The organism is Flagellimonas marinaquae (assembly GCF_023716465.1).
Classification (GTDB): domain Bacteria; phylum Bacteroidota; class Bacteroidia; order Flavobacteriales; family Flavobacteriaceae; genus Flagellimonas; species Flagellimonas alginolytica.
Genome location: NZ_CP092415.1, coordinates 3,225,852 through 3,242,736 on the forward strand (window position 1 = coordinate 3,225,852; position 16,885 = coordinate 3,242,736).

The window sequence follows — 16,885 nt, forward strand, 5'->3', positions numbered from 1 at the left end:
CTTTAAAGATTTATAATTTTCCCCAAAAACATGAACAACTCAAATTTGGATATAAAAGCAGTAATAAAATCATATACAAAACATTGGAAATGGTTTGTGTTGAGTGTAATAGTAGCATTTTTACTTGCATTTGCATACCTGCGCTATACAATACCCAAATATAATGCTTCTGCCAAAATTCAGATCATTGAAGACAAAGGGGCATCTTCCGAGTTAAGTGTACTTCAAGATCTTGATGTTTTTTCTGGAGGAAAGACAAGGATTGAGGATGAGATTGAAATATTAAAATCTCGAAGCAATCTAACCCAAGTGGTTAAAAAGTTAAAGTTGAATGTTCGTTACTTCGTTATCGGAAATATAAGGGACAGCGAACTGTACGGTGTTGATTTTCCTTTTAACATAAACTTTATTTCCGCAGATTCCATTGTAAACAAATCTAGGCATCAATTTTTCATAGATTTAAATTCGGATACGTCTTTTGAATATTCCGAACAAGAGGACGCACCATTCAAGAAATATGATTTTGGATCAAAGATCCAAACAAATATTGGTGATATAATTCTAGTTCCCAATACCAAACTGTTAAAATCTTACAAGAACAAAAGGCTAAAAGTAATAGTACAGCCCATACCTAAAGTTGCTGCAGGGTACAGGCAAAAAATTAATGTAAGTCCGGCGGCCGAGTTTTCTAACATTATTAATATATCACTGACCGACCCAATTCAAAAACGGGCAATAGACGTTATCGATGAATTGATACTCACCAATAATGCAAATGCAGTAGCGGACAAAAAGGCCATTGCGGATAGGACCACCAAGTTTATTAACGATAGGATAACCGAAATTTATAGTAACCTTTCATCTGTAGACCAAACAGCGGAGAGTTTTAAAGCAAGTAGGGGAATAGCCGATTTAGGATCACAATCCAATGTGAATTTTACCCAAAGTGCTGCAAACGAAAAGCAATTGCAGGAAGCAAATATTCAACTAAATATTGCCAACTCTATGAAAGATCTGATCAACGACAAGGAAGGGTACGATTATATTCCGACCAATGTTGGTTTAAGCGATCCTGGAATTGCCAACGCTGCCCAGCGATATAATGAGTTGATTGCTCAGCGTAACAGGTTGCTGGAAAGTTCCAATGAGAAAAACCCTGTTATTGTTAAATTGGATCAACAGCTCGAAGGTCTCAAGAGAGGAATGCAGTCCAGTTTAAACAATGTAACTAATAACCTGGACCTTCAGGTTAACAGTTTGAGCAAACAATTGTCTCAAATTAATTCCAGAATATACGCCGCACCAAGTAACGAAAGAGCTTTGCGAGATATTTCCCGACAACAACAAACAACAGAGTCCTTATATTTATATCTGTTACAAAAAAGGGAAGAATCTCAGATAACCTTTGCATCTGCAGCTCCAAAATCTAAAATAGTGGATTCTGCGTATGGATCTAATTTGCCTATTTCGCCTAAGTCTACCATAATTTTTATGGCAGCAATTATATTTGGACTTTTGGTACCTTTTTCAATAATATATGTCAATGATTTATTAGATGACAAAGTTCACAATAAATTGGACCTAGAAAAAGTTACGGAAGATATTCCAGTAATAGTTGAAGTGCCAAAATTGGATAAAAAAGATAATCGATTGGTCAAAAAAGATGATCGATCTGTTTTAGCTGAATCTCTCAGGATTTTAAGGACCAACCTTAACTATATTCAAAGGTCACATAACTCATCTGCCAACAACATCATATTCATTACCTCTAGCGTTCCTGGTGAAGGAAAGACCTTTATTTCCTCTAATCTTGCGGCCATTTATGCAAATACAGGGAAGAAGGTATTGCTTATTGGGGCTGATATTAGAAATCCAAAATTGTATGACTTTTTCTCTAGTGGTGATGTTGAGCCTGGAAATAAAGTCAAACCACGAAGAAGTACCAAGGATGGTTTAACAGAATACCTTGTAAATTCAAATTTGAAGATACAGGATATCACGATACCTGCCCAGGTTAATGAAAATTCGATTGATATCATATTCTCAGGAAAAATACCACCAAACCCAACAGAGCTGTTGATGAATGAAAGGATGGAGGAACTGTTCAAGAACGTATCTGAACTTTATGATTATGTGATTGTGGACACCGCACCACTAATGGTTGTAACGGATACACTTTTGATCAGTGAACATGCCAGTCAAATACTATATGTTGTTAAGGCAGGTGCCACGGAATTAAAAGTTCTTGACTTTCCGTTAAAATTAAAAGAGGAGGGCAAGCTTAAGGGGCTATCATTTGTGGTAAACAACGTTAAACAATCCAATCTAGGTTACGGTGGAAAGTATGGTTACGGCTACGGTAAAACCGTTAAAAAATGGTGGAAATTCTCCTAATCAGTAAAAGGATTGAATTGTATTTTCGATAGCTGGCAATAGTCTATTCAACATTTTTTTGGACAGTCGGATTTCTTTGAGAAGATTCAATTGCCTTGCATTATGGACATCGGTTCCCACAAAGTCGATAAGGTCGTCTTTCAACAATTTCTCCGCAATTTTTTGTACATCGGAGCCATAGGACGCGGCACTTAACGAAAGTAGGTTGAGCTGGAATAGGATCCCGTTCGATTTCATGGACGGATATTTGCCATATTTACTATGGTAGTACATATAGCGTTCCGGGTGCGCCAAAATGGGAAAGTACTTGTGCTGGGCAATCTTGTTCACCGCAAGATCAAAATTGAAAGAAGGCTGTAGATAGGACATTTCGATCAACAAATATTCCTTGTTTAAGGGCATTATCTGTTTCTCTTCCAAAATATTCTCAAAATTATCGTCGATCATATGTTCGGCCGCACAGTGCAAAGTAATATCCGATAAGCCGTTTTTCTCCATTCCGGCCAATAGCGCTTTATGGGCAATTTTTATTGTTTCCGACGTGTTATCGTAATGGTTGTGCATAATATGGGGCGTACACCTAAAATAGGTAACTCCCATATCTGCGAAGCCATTGATCAATGCAATGGATTCATCCACAGTTTTGGCACCATCGTCCAAACCTGGAATTATATGATTGTGAATGTCCACTAGACCGTGTAAATAATCGGCCAAATAAATTTTCTTCTCAAAAAAACTTATCATGCATAAAATTTGGACTGCAAAGATAATGGTTCTGTACCCTCAATCCATAAAACTGTAATCAATAATAGGGAATCGGTTGGTCCAAAAATAGAAATCCGGCCCATAGGACCGGATGTATAGATTCGCTACATTAATTATCTAAACTAAACTTAAAGGCAAGATAAGCAACATCCAAAGGCTTATCGATTAACAAAAGGTCAAAAAGGTTAACGAAAGATTAATCAGGTTAACCAACATGTAAATAGCTCCCGATTTTTTGTTTACTTCGCATTATGCTGACCAAAAGAAACCTTTATGTCCTAATTTTTGTAATTGCCGTTATAGGTCTTTTGGTGGTCCAATACCAGTATTTAAGAGTAGGTTTGGGATTGGCCAAAGCTCAGTTTTCCGATAAAATAGATAAAGCGCGGGAGAACATAAATAGTGAATTGTCCACGGTAAATGCACTGACCTATACTTTAGGGAATGCCATACAAAAGGACACCTCCCAAGTACATATAAGTTTGGACAGTCTGGAAAAAGCCTCACAATACTATCTAAACGATTATATCGCATATCAATTAAAAGTATCGGGCATAGACGCCCCATTTACCTATACCCTTTATTCCAGGGATTCTATCACCTATTTAAGTTCTGCAAGGCCACATCTTTCTAAAAAGGAAAACTTGACGTATCCTATGAAGATCGAAGGCTATTTGCCCAAGCTCTTACAAAAGGAAGTAATCTTGGAAATCGGTTTTGAAGATTTAAACAACTATTTTCTGGGACAGATCAGGGGACTGATCCTGCCAGGACTGTTGTTTTTGTTGATGATAATTTTCGTTGTTATTTGGGTGTTGCGGTCGTTTTACTTGCAACGAAGCATTATTACCACCACGAACGATTTTATAAATAACCTGACACACGAGCTCAAAACCCCTGTGTTTTCCATTGGCTTGGCCACAAAAATTTTAAAAGAGGATGTTCCAGATGAGAAAAAAGAGGTTGTGGACCTTATCCGAACAGAATCGGATAGACTTAAAAAACATATCGATAAGGTTTTGGAACTCGCCAGTATGGAATCCGGAAATCCATTGATGCTGTTTCAGGAAGTGGATTTTAGGCCCGAATTGGAGCGGATTTGTCAGAGTTTTGCCTTACTTGCCAAGCACGAGCAGATTGATTTTGGCTACACATTGGAAAAGGGATCTTATTTAATAAAAGCAGAAAAGTTCCATTTGGAAAATGTAATCGGTAACCTATTGGAGAATGCACGTAAATACTCCGACCACCCCATTATAAAACTAAACGCATACAAACAAAAGGGGAAATTACTGATCAATATTTCCGATAACGGAGTTGGAATTTCACAGGAGGACATTAAAAAAATCTTTAGCAAATATTATAGGGTAAAAAAAGGTAACGTGCACAAGGTAAAAGGATATGGCCTTGGGTTGTATTACGTTCAAAAAATTATAAAAATGCACAGGGGAAAGGTATCCGTACAAAGCGAATTGGGCAAAGGCACCAACTTTACCCTATCCCTTAAATTAATGAACAATGGATAGAATGTACAAACTACTTTTGGTGGAGGACGATAATGCCCTGGGATATTTATTGTCGGAATATTTGGGAATGAAGGGCTTTGCCGTAAGTTGGGCAAAAAATGCAGAAGAAGGAGTTCAAAAAACAAAGACCAACGTTTTTGATCTTGCCATCTTGGACGTTATGTTGCCAGATATGGACGGTTTTGAACTCTCGCAGAAAATAAAGAGCATAAACCCCGAACTTCCGTTTATATTTTTAACTGCAAAATCGTTAAAAATAGATGTTTTAAAAGGATTCTCTCTCGGCGCAGTTGACTATCTTAAAAAACCGATAGACGAAGAGGAATTGGTGGTAAGGATCAATGCACTCCTTGCCAGATTGGTGGCCGATAAAGTGGAAGAACCCCATGTTTCTCAATATATAATCGGGGATTATTTGCTGAACATGGATAATTTTGAACTGAATTATAAAGGAGAATCCATAAAGTTAACGGCCAAAGAGTTTGATCTATTGGCGCTTTTGGCAAAGAACAAGAACCAACTTTGCACCCATAAGGAGATACTCACCACTGTATGGGACAAAAATGATTATTTCAACAAAAAAAGCCTGAACGTCTTCGTTTCGCATTTGCGCAAACATTTGGGTAAAGATCCCAGATTGAGCATCGTAAATGTTAGTCGAAGAGGATTTATGTTGCGCGAATCGGAAGTGTGATCACATATTTTGGCTTAATATTTGAGGCGGCTATTTTAAACTAGAATGCCATTTTGTTGATTGTATGCTGAAGTTTCTAAAAAAACGTGCCCCCAAGCCAACGTTGTCCCAACTTGATAGTTTATATGCGAATACCATTCGTAAATGCCCATTGCAAGAGCAAATATCTTATTGTCAAAGACTTATTGAAAGCTCTCAATATCAATTAAGACAATCCTGTCCCAAAGTGGAAACCGATTTCTTCAAGAATCTTATAGAAGCTGCGGATATTGAATTGAAAAAGCTCAAATCTGTTTCGTCTGGTTCATAGCGTAGGTTTGAATGTGTTAGACTTCGTTAAATCTTGCCGTTGTGGGTGATTCGAAATTTAAAATTTTCCGGAACTTTTACAATGCTGAATTACTTTTATAACAGAGGGAATACCTTTTAATTGTAACGATCTTGTAGATCATACGACTGTTATTCCAAATGTTTTCCCAATGGGAAGCGCATAAGAATCTCAATCTATATATATGAAAAACATTATTGTAACAATTTTCGGTGTCTTGGCTACAACTACTTATGGACAACAAATCCTTACTCCAAAAAGTAATAACATAGAACAAAATGCCTTAACAGATGAAGCATACACCTTGAACTGGTATATGGTCCAGGATTCCATAATACGTACGTTGGGGAAAGTTGATACCGAAATCATAGTAAAAGATGATGAAGTCAGCTTTGTGGTCAATGTGAGAATTCCAAATGCCACGACTCCTTGGGTGGATACCACTATCGTTAAAAAACAGGATTTTGCGCCCATTTATCATTCCTCATACAATCAAAATAGGGATATGGTACTGAAATATGGAAATCAATTGACCGGTTATTATTTTGATAAGAAGAGTGAGGAAAAAACAATTATCAATGAAAGTTTACCGGCATCAATTTTTGATAGCAGTAGTTATCCACAATTGATTCGATGTCTTCCCTATGAAGATGGTTTTAGCGCTGCAATTTCCATCTTTGATTACAATCCGAAGGCTAAAATTGGGGAATTGTCCGCATCCATCAACCAAGTAACTTCCCATAAAATGAAGTATAAGGGAAGTACCTTGGATGTATGGAAAGTAGATGTGACCGATGATATCAGTGATAACCGAGTCCTGAACACCTATTATATAAGCAAAAGCTCCAGAAAGCTCTTGAAACATATCATCGATATGAATGGTAGGAAAATGATCATGGAAAGAGAAACCCCGTAAATTAAAACCGCTTCCCCATTTAGTAAACACGCTAAAAGCAGTAACTTTAAGGTTGAAAAATAGACTCAATGAAAAATTCAATCCTTCTTCTAGCCCTGTTTTTAATTTGTATTAATGCATTTGCCACGGATACCAAACTTATGGTTAGGGCAAAGGCAAAAGATGCCAAGTTTATCGGTAGTTCCATCGGAGGGGCACATATTATCGTTAGAAACACTTTAAACGGGCATATCTTGGCAGAAGGGGAAACCACTGGTAGCACTGGAATTACAGACCTTATTATGAGAAGTCCCCATGAACGTTACACCCAACTGTCCGATAATGATACAGCTGGTTTTTTAGCGGTTGTGGATATTGATGAACCAACTTTTGTTCAAATAGAAGTAATATCTCCTATTAACAAAAGGAATGCTCAAATACACGCTAGTACTCAAATATGGCTTATACCGGGAAAAGATATTTTGGGTGATGGGATAGTATTGGAAATACCCGGCTTTATAATCGACATATTGGAGCCCAATACACATCAATATATTCCATTGGAAACAGTGATAACATCGGGCATCAATATTAAAGCAAATATTGTGATGATGTGCGGCTGCCCCATTCAAAAAGATGGACTCTGGGGCTCCAATCTTATGGAAGTCAGGGCCGTTGTGCAAAAGGATGGCGAAGCATATACCGATGTACCGTTGGACAATCCCGGACAGAATATTTTTGAAGGTAATCTGGCTGTCAAGGAATCCGGCTACTATCAGATCACGGTCTATGCATATAACTCCAAAACGGGGAACACGGGGGTGGATAAAATCAACTACGTGGTCCGAGATTAATTTATGGGCTTACTTGGGTATTTGGATTGATTTGGATGGTGAAAAATAGTACCTTTTACAAATCTATATCAATCCGGCCTTATGAAAAATCATATTATGTTCTCCCTTTTTGCTGCGATATTTGTGATTGCATGCAATCCTAAACCCAGAACCGATTTACTACAAAACGGAATTCCCCTTAAAATGGCGGAATATCGCAAAGAGCAGGTTTCCAACGTAATATATGCGCTTACCTTCGATATTCCCGAAGAGCGGCAAAAACCCATACCTTCCAAAATGAAGCTGGATTTATCCATCCATGATCTTTCACATCCGCTTTACCTGGATTTTAATGCAGATAGTACGTTGCTAAAAAACATAAAGGTGAATGGGCAAAACCAAACCATAAACCATCAAAAGCAGCATATAATCATTTCGGAAAACCTTAAAAAAGGACCAAATACCATAGATATCGAGTTCAATGCCGGTGAAATGTCGCTAAACCGAAATCAAGACTATTTGTACACCCTTTTAGTGCCAGATAGGGCAAGTACATTGTTCCCATGTTTTGATCAACCGAACATCAAGGCACGCTACATGTTGAATGTTGCCGTACCCAAGCAGTGGAGCGTCTTATCCGCTTCTTCATTGAAAGAAAAAAATGAGGTAGGGGACAAGCACTATTTTTCTTTTGTGGAGAGCGACCCCATGAGTACCTACCTGTTTTCGTTGGTGGCCGGAAAATTTGAATCGGTCACCGAAAATCCGGGAGCGTTCGATATGACCCTTTTGTACCGAGAAACAGATTCCTCCAAAATTGAATTCAGTATACCTCGAATTTTTGATTTACACCAGCGTTCTATAGATTTTCTTAAGGACTATACCCAATACGATTTTCCTTTCCAAAAGTTGGATTTTGCAGCCATACCTGGCTTTCAATATGGAGGAATGGAGCATGTAGGTGCCATACAATACAGGCAATCCGCCATTTTTTTGGATGAAAGCTCCACCGAACGACGCAGAATGGGTAGTGCCAAATTAATTGCCCACGAGGCATCACATATGTGGTTTGGGGATCTGGTGACCATGGACTGGTTCAACGATGTATGGATGAAAGAGGTCTTCGCCAATTTTATGGCAGATAAGATCATAAATCCAGCCGTTCCAGAAATCAATCATAATTTACAATTTCTAATCTCCCATTACCGAAACGCATATGGGGAGGATAGAACAAATGGAACCAACCCCATCCGGCAGGATTTGGCCAATCTAAAAAATGCGGGCAGTCTGTATGGATCTATCATTTACAACAAAGCGCCCATAATGATGCGCCAGTTGGAAGCCACCATTGGCGAAAAGGCATTTAGAGATGGTGTTCGGGAGTATATTTCTACTCATGCCTATGGTAATGCAACTTGGAACGATTTGGTTGATATTTTGGATAAAAAAACGGTTCAAGATCTAAAACAGTGGAGCAATGTTTGGGTGAATCAATCCGGTAGGCCCGTGATTACGGATAAAATTGAATATGTTGATGGAAAAATAGCCAGGTTTGTCATCACGCAAAATGCAGAAGATGGTAGCGATAGATTATGGCCACAAAGTTTCGAGGTATCCTTGGTATATCCGGATAGTACACGAACCATTCCAGTGTCCATTTCAAAGAAAAACACTTCTGTGGATTTAGCAATTGGTCTGTCCAAGCCCAACGCCATTATATATAATTCCAATGCTTTTGGGTATGGAGTTTTTCCGGTTAACACATCAGATCTGGACATAATTCCCAATCTGGAAGAGGAGGTAGCTCGAGCCTATGCCTACTTAAATACCTACGAGAATATATTGACCGGAAATTTATCCGCCGAACAAACCTTTGCTCTTTTGATAGCAGGTGTTTTAAACGAGGAAAACGAATTTGTCCATGGAATGCTCACTGGATTGGCAAATAACTTATACTGGAGTTTTTTAAATGATCAACAACGTGCGGAACACAATAATTTGATCGAAAATCGACTTTGGGTGAAGTTGCTTCAAACCGATGTAAATCCCAACCTTAAAAAGAACATTTTTGATTTTTGGCAAGGAATAGCGTATTCAGAAAAGGCGAAGGAAAAGTTATACGGTGTGTGGAACAAGACTGTCCAAATTCCTGATCTAATGCTTAACCAGGATGATTTTTCCGAGATGGCCATGTCCTTGGCATTGTATGAGCACAGCCTTGCCGAAATAGTTTTGGAAACGGCCAAAGCCCAATTGAATAATCTGGACAAAATTGAGCGTTTCGAGTTTTTAAGGCCTGCCCTATCTTCCGATGTTGCTGTGAGGGATGCCTTTTTTGAGTCCTTTAAAGACGCCAAAAACCGCGAAAAGGAATCTTGGATAACCACAGCTTGCAGATTTATCCATCATCCTTTGCGCCAAAAAACGGCAATTGAACAAGTACCTTTGGCCTTGGAGCTTTTACAGGAAATTCAACAAACGGGAGATATCTTTTTTCCTAAACGCTGGCTTGTGGCAACGGTAGGGCAATATCAATCCAAGGAGGCCGTGCAGCATGTGGAATCTTATTTACGGAACCATCCGGATTTGGAACCTTCCTTAAAGGGCAAGTTGTTACAAGCCACAGATAACCTCTATCGATTTAACCGTTTGTAGTTGTTTTTTTTTAGGTAATGGATTAACTCATGCTTGGTTAAAAGCCTTACTTCCCAATACAAAAATTGGAAAAAATATTGCCCAAAAGGTCGTCCGTAGTCACGCTTCCCGTAATCTCGCCCAAATGATACAAAGCTTGTCGAATATCTATGGCCATCAAATCGCTGGAAAGTTCCATGTCCAAACCTTCTTTTACTTTTTGAATTTCTTCCAGGGCTTTTAAAAGAGCGTCGTAATGTCTGCTACTGGTAACAATGGTACTGTCGCCGCTCAAAGCACCCGAATCAACTAATGATAATAGTTTATTCTCCAATTCAGAAATACCCGTTTTAAACTTTGCTGAAAGAAATAGGACGTTGGGGATTTCTTTTTGAACCTTATTTTTTTGTTCCTCGTTCAAAAGGTCCATTTTATTGCAAATGGGCAATAATTGCTTGTTAGGGTATCTTTCTTGTATACTTTCCAGTTCTTTTATATTAAAATTCATTCCATCGAACAGATACACAATGAGCCGAGCTTTTTCAATCTTGTCGAAAGTTCGTTCGATACCGATTTTTTCCACTACGTCTTCGGTTTCACGGATTCCAGCGGTATCAATAAACCTAAAGTTAATTCCATTTAAACTAATTTGGTCTTCCACCGTGTCCCTAGTAGTTCCAGCTATCTCACTTACGATGGCTCTTTCCTCGTTCAACAAAACATTGAGCAAAGTTGATTTCCCGACATTGGGTTGCCCTACAATGGCCACTGGAATTCCATTTTTAATGACGTTGCCCAAGGCGAAGGAATCAATTAATTTTTTAAGGACGTTACTGATTCTGGTAAGCAGTTCGTTGAATTGGGTTCTGTCGGCAAATTCCACATCTTCTTGCGAAAAGTCGAGTTCAAGTTCAATTAACGATGCAAAATTAAGAAGTTCTTGTCGCAGTTCTTGGATTTCGTTGCTAAACCCTCCGCGCATTTGCTGCATGGCTATATCGTGGGCTGCTTCACTATCGCTTGCTATTAAGTCCGCCACAGCTTCGGCCTGACTCAAATCCATTTTGCCGTTTAAAAATGCTCTCAATGTAAATTCTCCGGCAGATGCTGTACGACATCCATTTCTTAAAAGCAATTGTATGATCTGTTGTTGAATAAAAGGTGAGCCATGACAGGAAATTTCCACTACATTTTCGCCTGTGTAGGAATGTGGTCCTTTAAAAATGGACACCAAGGCTTCATCCAAAATTTTGGCACCGTCTACAATGTTCCCCAAATGTATGGTATGACTTTTTTGCTGGACCAGTTCTTTACCTTTGATGGATTTGAACAATTGATCTACTATACTGATGGCCTGTGGACCCGAAACTCGGATTACGGCAATGGCCCCTGTTCCCGATGGGGTTGCCAAGGCTACGATGTTATCTGAATACGACATGGGCACAAAAGTACAAATAAGCTGCTGTTTGTAACATTTTTATGGATTTGTATACTAATAAGCTGAATCATCAAAATCAATCAAAAAATGGAAGTAATAAATCACAAAGCAGTTAGAACGGACAATACCTTGTTGGCCGTAACACATTTAACACAATTGTTGGGCTATGCCATAGGATTTGGCAGCTTGATCGTTCCCTTGATCATTTGGTTATCCTCCAAGGATAGGGTAGAGGGGATGAACGAACATGGAAAGGCCATTATCAACTTTCAGATAAGTCTTATCCTATATATTATAATCAGTATACCTGCCATCCTACTTTTGGGATTGGGCATATTAGGTTTGATCGGTGTTGCCATTATAGGATTTATTTTACCTATTGTGAATGCGGTAAAGGCCGCAAATGGCGAATCCCCATCTCATTTTATGACCATCAGGTTTATTTAAAAAACAAAAAAGCTGGAACAAAGTTGTCCCAGCTTTTTTAATTATGGTTGGATAGTTGATTTAGTTGTTCAGCATCACCGGCATTACCAGCATGGTAACATGCTCTCCTTCGTCCAGTCCATCGATCGGTGTTAGGATGCCCGCTCTGTTCGGCAAGCTCATTTCCAATGATACTTCGTCGGAAGAAAGATTGTTCAACATTTCCAAAAGAAACCTGGAGTTGAAGCCGATTTGCATATCGTCTCCTTGGTAGGAGCAAGAAAGTCTTTCCTCGGCCTTATTGCTGTAATCCACATCTTCTGCGGAAATGTTGAGTTCCGCTCCGGCAATCTTTAATCGAATCTGATGTGTTGTTTTGTTCGAAAATATAGAGACCCTTCTTACAGAGCTCAGGAACTGATTCCGTGCTATTGTAAGTTTGTTCGGGTTTTCTTTTGGGATCACGGCTTCGTAGTTCGGATATTTTCCATCGATCAATCTACAAACCAACTCAGTATTGTCAAAGTAGAATTTTGCATTACTATCGTTGTATTCGATGGTGACTTCGGATTCTGAACCTGCCAAAATGCCTTTCAATAAAGTTAAAGGTTTTTTGGGCATTATAAATTCGGCTACTTCCGAAGCTGTTACATCTTGACGTTGATATTTCACCAGTTTATGGGCATCGGTGGCCACAAAGGTCAAATTTTCCGGGGAAAACTGGAAGAATACGCCGCTCATTACCGGACGAAGGTCATCGTTACCTGCGGCAAAAATGGTCTTGTTGATCGCCGTGGCCAAAATATCGCCCAATAGGGTAGTGGAACTCGGGTTCGAGACTTCTACTGCCTTTGGGAATTCGGCACCGTCGGCATAGGCCAAGGCATATTTACCATGATTGGAACTAATTTCCACTGTATTGTTGTCCTCAACAACAAATGTTAAGGGCTGTTCCGGAAAAGTTTTTAGCGTATCCAACAGTAATCGTGCGGGAACCGCAATGGTACCTTCGGAATCGGAATCCACATCTAGAACCGTACTCATGGTAGTTTCCAGATCGGATGCGGAAACGGTCAGTTTACTTTCTTTTAGATCGAACAAAAAGTTATCAAGGATGGGCAAGGTGTTGCTATTGTTGATAACTCCTCCCAAAACCTGAAGCTGTTTCAATAAATATGTACTCGATACAATAAATTTCATCAACGAAATACTTTAGTATGGCTGCCTTTTTGGCAATTTACCCCTGTTCCAGGGCCTTTAAAATCAATAAAAACAAATATATCCCAAATGGATTAAGCAAAGAAACAATTTTATTAACAGTTACAAGGCAAATTTGCGCTTTCTGTAATATCCGAAGAAAAGGCCGAACAGTAAGGTTAAAATTACTGGCAATCCAATATTTACAAGCTGCCATTTGGTTTTTTGCTCAGCTATTTTTTTAACATCGAGCAATGGAATGGTCACTTTTTTGTTCCGAATGTTAATAAGCCCGGTATTGTCCAAAAGGTAATTTGTGCTGTTCACCAAAAATTCTTTGTTACCATAAAAGCTATTGGTCCATTTGTCGTACCCCAGTTCCAAGGGCCTTCCGTTCCGTAACTGGTTCTTGACAATATCCCCATCAGAGATTACGATCATTTTATTTTCGGGCCCTTCCTCTAAAGGATTCTGTAGTTTGAGCGGTTTCACTCTGTTTTTGTACATTGAAGTAAAGTTACCTTCGATCAAAACGGCCAAAGGTAGATTACCATTGGTATAGTTCTCCCTGTTAGGTTGCTGGTTTATCATTTCCAAACTAACTATTTTTGGGATGCCATCGGTTTTGGAAAGTGGTGAACTTTGTAGCAAAACTGTTTTTTTGTAATCGTTTTCCAGAATATCCATTGGACTGGTAAATTGGAAACGAACCGCTTCAATATTGGTATTGATGGGGTGATTGTTCTGGGAAAAAACCATGGGATAATAGAACCAAGGCAGCGGATTGTACTGGGAATCGTTTCCTTCGCCCGTGGCCAAGACAATTTGTGTAAAATACAGGTCGTTTACCAGTACGGGATTGATCCTAACGCCATATCTAAAGAACAGGTCCTTTAAGTTGAGGTCTCTTGGTACTGCAATGGCCTCACCTCCACCGGCATAAATACTGTCCATTTCCATGCTTACTTGATCTATCATCCAAATGGACTTGCCCCCGTTGACCATATATTGATCGAGAACATACTTTTCTTGATCGGAAAATGCTTGTGTTGGCTTGGCAATAACGGCCAAATCAAACTCCTTAAGTTGATTTAAAACACTTTGCGGATCGGAAGCTACGGAATCCAATGTTATGGCGGCAATATTATAGTAATCCCTAATGGTGGTAAGATAATCCGCAATGTACATATCATCCAGCTCACCGTTTCCTTTAATAATGGCCACGCTCTTTTTTTCTCCGATGTTGAGTTTGGTAAAGGCGTCCGCAAAGGCATACTCCAATTGTTGCACGGAATTATTGATACGATCTTCGGCAGTGGCTCCCAGTTTGTTTTTTAGCAATGGTACTTTTACGGTCTGGTCCTTATAATTGACCATGGCCCATGGAAAAACCAGCTCGTTGGACACTTTTCCATTTTCCTCTACAGTAACATTTGCAGGCTGTAGCCCCAAGCCCTGTAGTTCGGCAATGGTTTGTTCCGCAAGTTCCTCATCTACCAGCGGGTCCACCAAATTGTATTTAATATTCTTGTTTTTTGATGCAAAGGATTCGAGCAGTTGTACGGTTTCCGATTTTAACTTGGAAAATTCTGCTGGAATGTTACCGTCCAACAGCACATCTATAATTACGGGCGATTCAAATTTTTTGACCACTGTTACCGCTGGCTCGGAAAGGGTGTACCTTTTATCTTCGGTAAGATCAAAACGGGTATAGACAAAACTGGCCAACAAATTGATTACTGTAACAGCTATAAGTATTTTTAATGTGGATACAACAAACTTTCCCATTATCGCGGTAATTGTTTTAAACGTTGAAAAGTAAGATAAAGGAATAATAGGGTCAACGATACAAAATAGATCAGGTCACGGGTGTCTATCACTCCTCTTGCAATACTGTCAAAATGTGATCTGGCGCCAATGGCCTCAATGGTTTGTTGGGTTTCTCCGTTGGAAAATAAGGAGGAAACGGCATCAAACCCATTGAATATCAAAAAGCAAACCAGTACGCCTACCAAAAAAGCAATGATCTGATTATCGGAAAGTGTGGAAGCAAATATCCCAATGGACGTATAGCTTGCCATCAGAAACAATAATCCAAAGTAAGAGCCCAATACCACCCCAAGGTCGTAATTGCCTTGTACCATTCCCAACCCCGAAATGGCAAAAACATAAACGATTGTCGGAATTACAGCAATTACACACAAAAGGAAAGCGCCCCAAAATTTTCCAAGGACCAGTTTCCAAACGGAGATAGGTTTGATCAACAATAATTCAAGCGTTCCCATTTTTCGTTCTTCGGAAAAACTCTTCATGGTAATGGCCGGTACCAAAAAGATGAAAATCCAGGGAGCCAGCAAAAAGAAGTTGCCCAAATCAGCGAAGCCATAGTCAAAAATGTTGTATTCGCCCTTGAACACCCATAAAAAAAGTCCATTGAGCAGTAAAAACGACCCCACGATCAAATAACCGATGGGCGATGTAAAAAAAGATCGTACCTCTCTCTTAAAAATTGCAAACATTAAGACGGGTTTGTTGATTGTAATTTATGAACACTCCAAGCTTCGGGTTTATCGGAGAACAATTTTTTGGTATTGCCCCAAACCTCTTTAAAAAAATCAGAATTCCTGTAGTTGTTGAGATGCGATTCCGTATCCCAAAAACTATAGGTGAAAAATATATTGGGATTACCAATGTCCTGATATAATTCTACCATGTTGCAGCCTTCAAATCCCAAAATACCATTTTTCGATTCTTCAAAGATTCGTTCAAAACTAGCAATATTTTCGGGTTTAAAAGTCAGTTTTACGATGCGTATCAACATTTACAGAAAATTTATGGTTACGGTATCCCTATAATTTAGGCCAAGAAGCGTTGAAGCACCTCCGACCGAATTAAGGTCGCTTTTGTAAATGGCAAGCTCTATATAACCGGCAGAATTGAAAAGGGCAAGGGCGTCGCCGGGTCCCTTGCGCTGGTTCCGTTCCAAGTTGTAATTTACAATACCGTTATAACTTTGGTGTACTTGCCGTATTTTGGTGGTCCGAGCAATTATTTCAAAATCACGACCATTCCTATACGCCTCGAACAAACTTTTCTGAATATTGGTAACTACGTTGCCGTAATTGTCAATATAGATCACATTGCCAGAAATAGTCTTGCCCTCGTTGGTTATCCTTGGTTCAAAATCGCGTATTTCCTTTAAGCTTTCCAGAGGTTTGCCGATCACTTCCAATTTACCGCCCCGGGCAATATGGCAGGCTACTTGTACAAATACGTCCAGAACAGGGAAGGCAGTGGGCCGGGAATTGGGCAGATCTATCTGCACCACTTTTTCCGGTTGTACCTCGGAGGTTATCAAGGAAATTACGCCACTGTTCGCACTTACAAAGTAATGTCCATCTACCTGTACAACCATGTGCTCGTTTTCTGGGGATACTTCGGAATCGACCCCAACAATATGTACCGTTCCCTTTGGGAAAGATCGGTATGCATTTTTAAGGATGTAGGCGCACTCTTGTATGTTAAATGGTCCTATGGCATGCGAAATATCAACAATGTTGATGTTAGTCAGGTTGCTCAGTATTGCCCCTTTTACCGCACCAACAAAGTGGTCTTTATATCCAAAATCTGTGGTAAGGGTTATGATTGCCATGCAATACTGTTGATATGTTTTTCGGCGTTCAAATTGATTTTTAGTTAAGTTTGTTTTGTAAAATTAGTTAAAAAGAAAGAATAAAATTCTTCAAAAGCAACTG

The 16,885-nt window shown here is 39.3% G+C and carries 14 protein-coding genes; 7 read left to right on the forward strand and 7 right to left on the reverse strand.

The features are described from left to right. Positions 1-30: 30 nt before the first annotated feature. The gene (locus tag MJO53_RS14250) at positions 31-2,394 is read left to right on the forward strand and encodes a GumC family protein (RefSeq protein ID WP_252079590.1); all 2,364 of its coding nucleotides are present in this window, start codon (positions 31-33) and stop codon (positions 2,392-2,394) included. Here MJO53_RS14250 and MJO53_RS14255 read toward each other — a convergent pair whose 3' ends face one another. Then, positions 2,395-3,138: a tyrosine-protein phosphatase gene (locus tag MJO53_RS14255; RefSeq protein ID WP_252079591.1), complete on the reverse strand. Its 744-nt coding sequence runs from the start codon at positions 3,136-3,138 to the stop codon at positions 2,395-2,397. 272 nt (positions 3,139-3,410) lie between these two features. On the opposite strand from MJO53_RS14255, the gene MJO53_RS14260 reads away from it, so the two are divergent. The 5 genes from MJO53_RS14260 to MJO53_RS14280 all read left to right on the forward strand — a co-directional run bounded on the left by MJO53_RS14260 (position 3,411) and on the right by MJO53_RS14280 (position 10,090). Further along, positions 3,411-4,685 (forward strand): sensor histidine kinase, encoded by a 1,275-nt coding sequence (locus tag MJO53_RS14260; RefSeq protein ID WP_252079592.1) that lies wholly within the window; start codon positions 3,411-3,413, stop codon positions 4,683-4,685. Position 4,686: 1 nt separating this feature from the next. Further along, complete coding sequence (locus tag MJO53_RS14265; protein WP_313777773.1) at positions 4,687-5,379, forward strand: response regulator transcription factor; 693 nt, start codon at positions 4,687-4,689, stop codon at positions 5,377-5,379. Positions 5,380-5,891: 512 nt separating this feature from the next. Next, on the forward strand, positions 5,892-6,623 hold the full coding sequence (locus MJO53_RS14270) for a hypothetical protein (RefSeq protein ID WP_252079593.1): 732 nt from the start codon (positions 5,892-5,894) through the stop codon (positions 6,621-6,623). A 68-nt stretch (positions 6,624-6,691) separates the two neighbouring features. After that, positions 6,692-7,456: a hypothetical protein gene (locus MJO53_RS14275; protein ID WP_252079594.1), complete on the forward strand. Its 765-nt coding sequence runs from the start codon at positions 6,692-6,694 to the stop codon at positions 7,454-7,456. An 81-nt stretch (positions 7,457-7,537) separates the two neighbouring features. After that, the gene (locus MJO53_RS14280) at positions 7,538-10,090 is read left to right on the forward strand and encodes a M1 family metallopeptidase (RefSeq protein ID WP_252079595.1); all 2,553 of its coding nucleotides are present in this window, start codon (positions 7,538-7,540) and stop codon (positions 10,088-10,090) included. Positions 10,091-10,136: 46 nt separating this feature from the next. Here MJO53_RS14280 and mnmE read toward each other — a convergent pair whose 3' ends face one another. Further along, positions 10,137-11,507 (reverse strand): tRNA uridine-5-carboxymethylaminomethyl(34) synthesis GTPase MnmE, encoded by a 1,371-nt coding sequence (gene mnmE / locus MJO53_RS14285; protein ID WP_252079596.1) that lies wholly within the window; start codon positions 11,505-11,507, stop codon positions 10,137-10,139. Positions 11,508-11,594: 87 nt separating this feature from the next. Here mnmE and MJO53_RS14290 point away from each other — a divergent pair, with 87 nt between their 5' ends. Continuing rightward, on the forward strand, positions 11,595-11,954 hold the full coding sequence (locus tag MJO53_RS14290) for a DUF4870 domain-containing protein (protein ID WP_224837207.1): 360 nt from the start codon (positions 11,595-11,597) through the stop codon (positions 11,952-11,954). Between the two features lie 60 nt (positions 11,955-12,014). On the opposite strand, the gene dnaN is transcribed toward MJO53_RS14290, so the two are convergent. The 5 genes from dnaN to MJO53_RS14315 form a co-directional block, all read right to left on the reverse strand. Then, the gene (dnaN, locus tag MJO53_RS14295; protein WP_224837208.1) at positions 12,015-13,133 is read right to left on the reverse strand and encodes a DNA polymerase III subunit beta; all 1,119 of its coding nucleotides are present in this window, start codon (positions 13,131-13,133) and stop codon (positions 12,015-12,017) included. A gap of 120 nt (positions 13,134-13,253) precedes the next feature. Beyond that, on the reverse strand, positions 13,254-14,918 hold the full coding sequence (gene gldG, locus MJO53_RS14300) for a gliding motility-associated ABC transporter substrate-binding protein GldG (RefSeq protein ID WP_252079597.1): 1,665 nt from the start codon (positions 14,916-14,918) through the stop codon (positions 13,254-13,256). Further along, complete coding sequence (gene gldF / locus MJO53_RS14305; RefSeq protein ID WP_252079598.1) at positions 14,918-15,649, reverse strand: gliding motility-associated ABC transporter permease subunit GldF; 732 nt, start codon at positions 15,647-15,649, stop codon at positions 14,918-14,920. The genes gldG and gldF overlap by 1 nt, the downstream gene beginning before the upstream one ends. Then, positions 15,649-15,951: a putative quinol monooxygenase gene (locus MJO53_RS14310; protein ID WP_224837211.1), complete on the reverse strand. Its 303-nt coding sequence runs from the start codon at positions 15,949-15,951 to the stop codon at positions 15,649-15,651. The genes gldF and MJO53_RS14310 overlap by 1 nt, the downstream gene beginning before the upstream one ends. Further along, the gene (locus MJO53_RS14315; protein WP_252079599.1) at positions 15,952-16,782 is read right to left on the reverse strand and encodes an SAM hydrolase/SAM-dependent halogenase family protein; all 831 of its coding nucleotides are present in this window, start codon (positions 16,780-16,782) and stop codon (positions 15,952-15,954) included. It lies immediately after the preceding gene. Positions 16,783-16,885 lie beyond the last annotated feature (103 nt).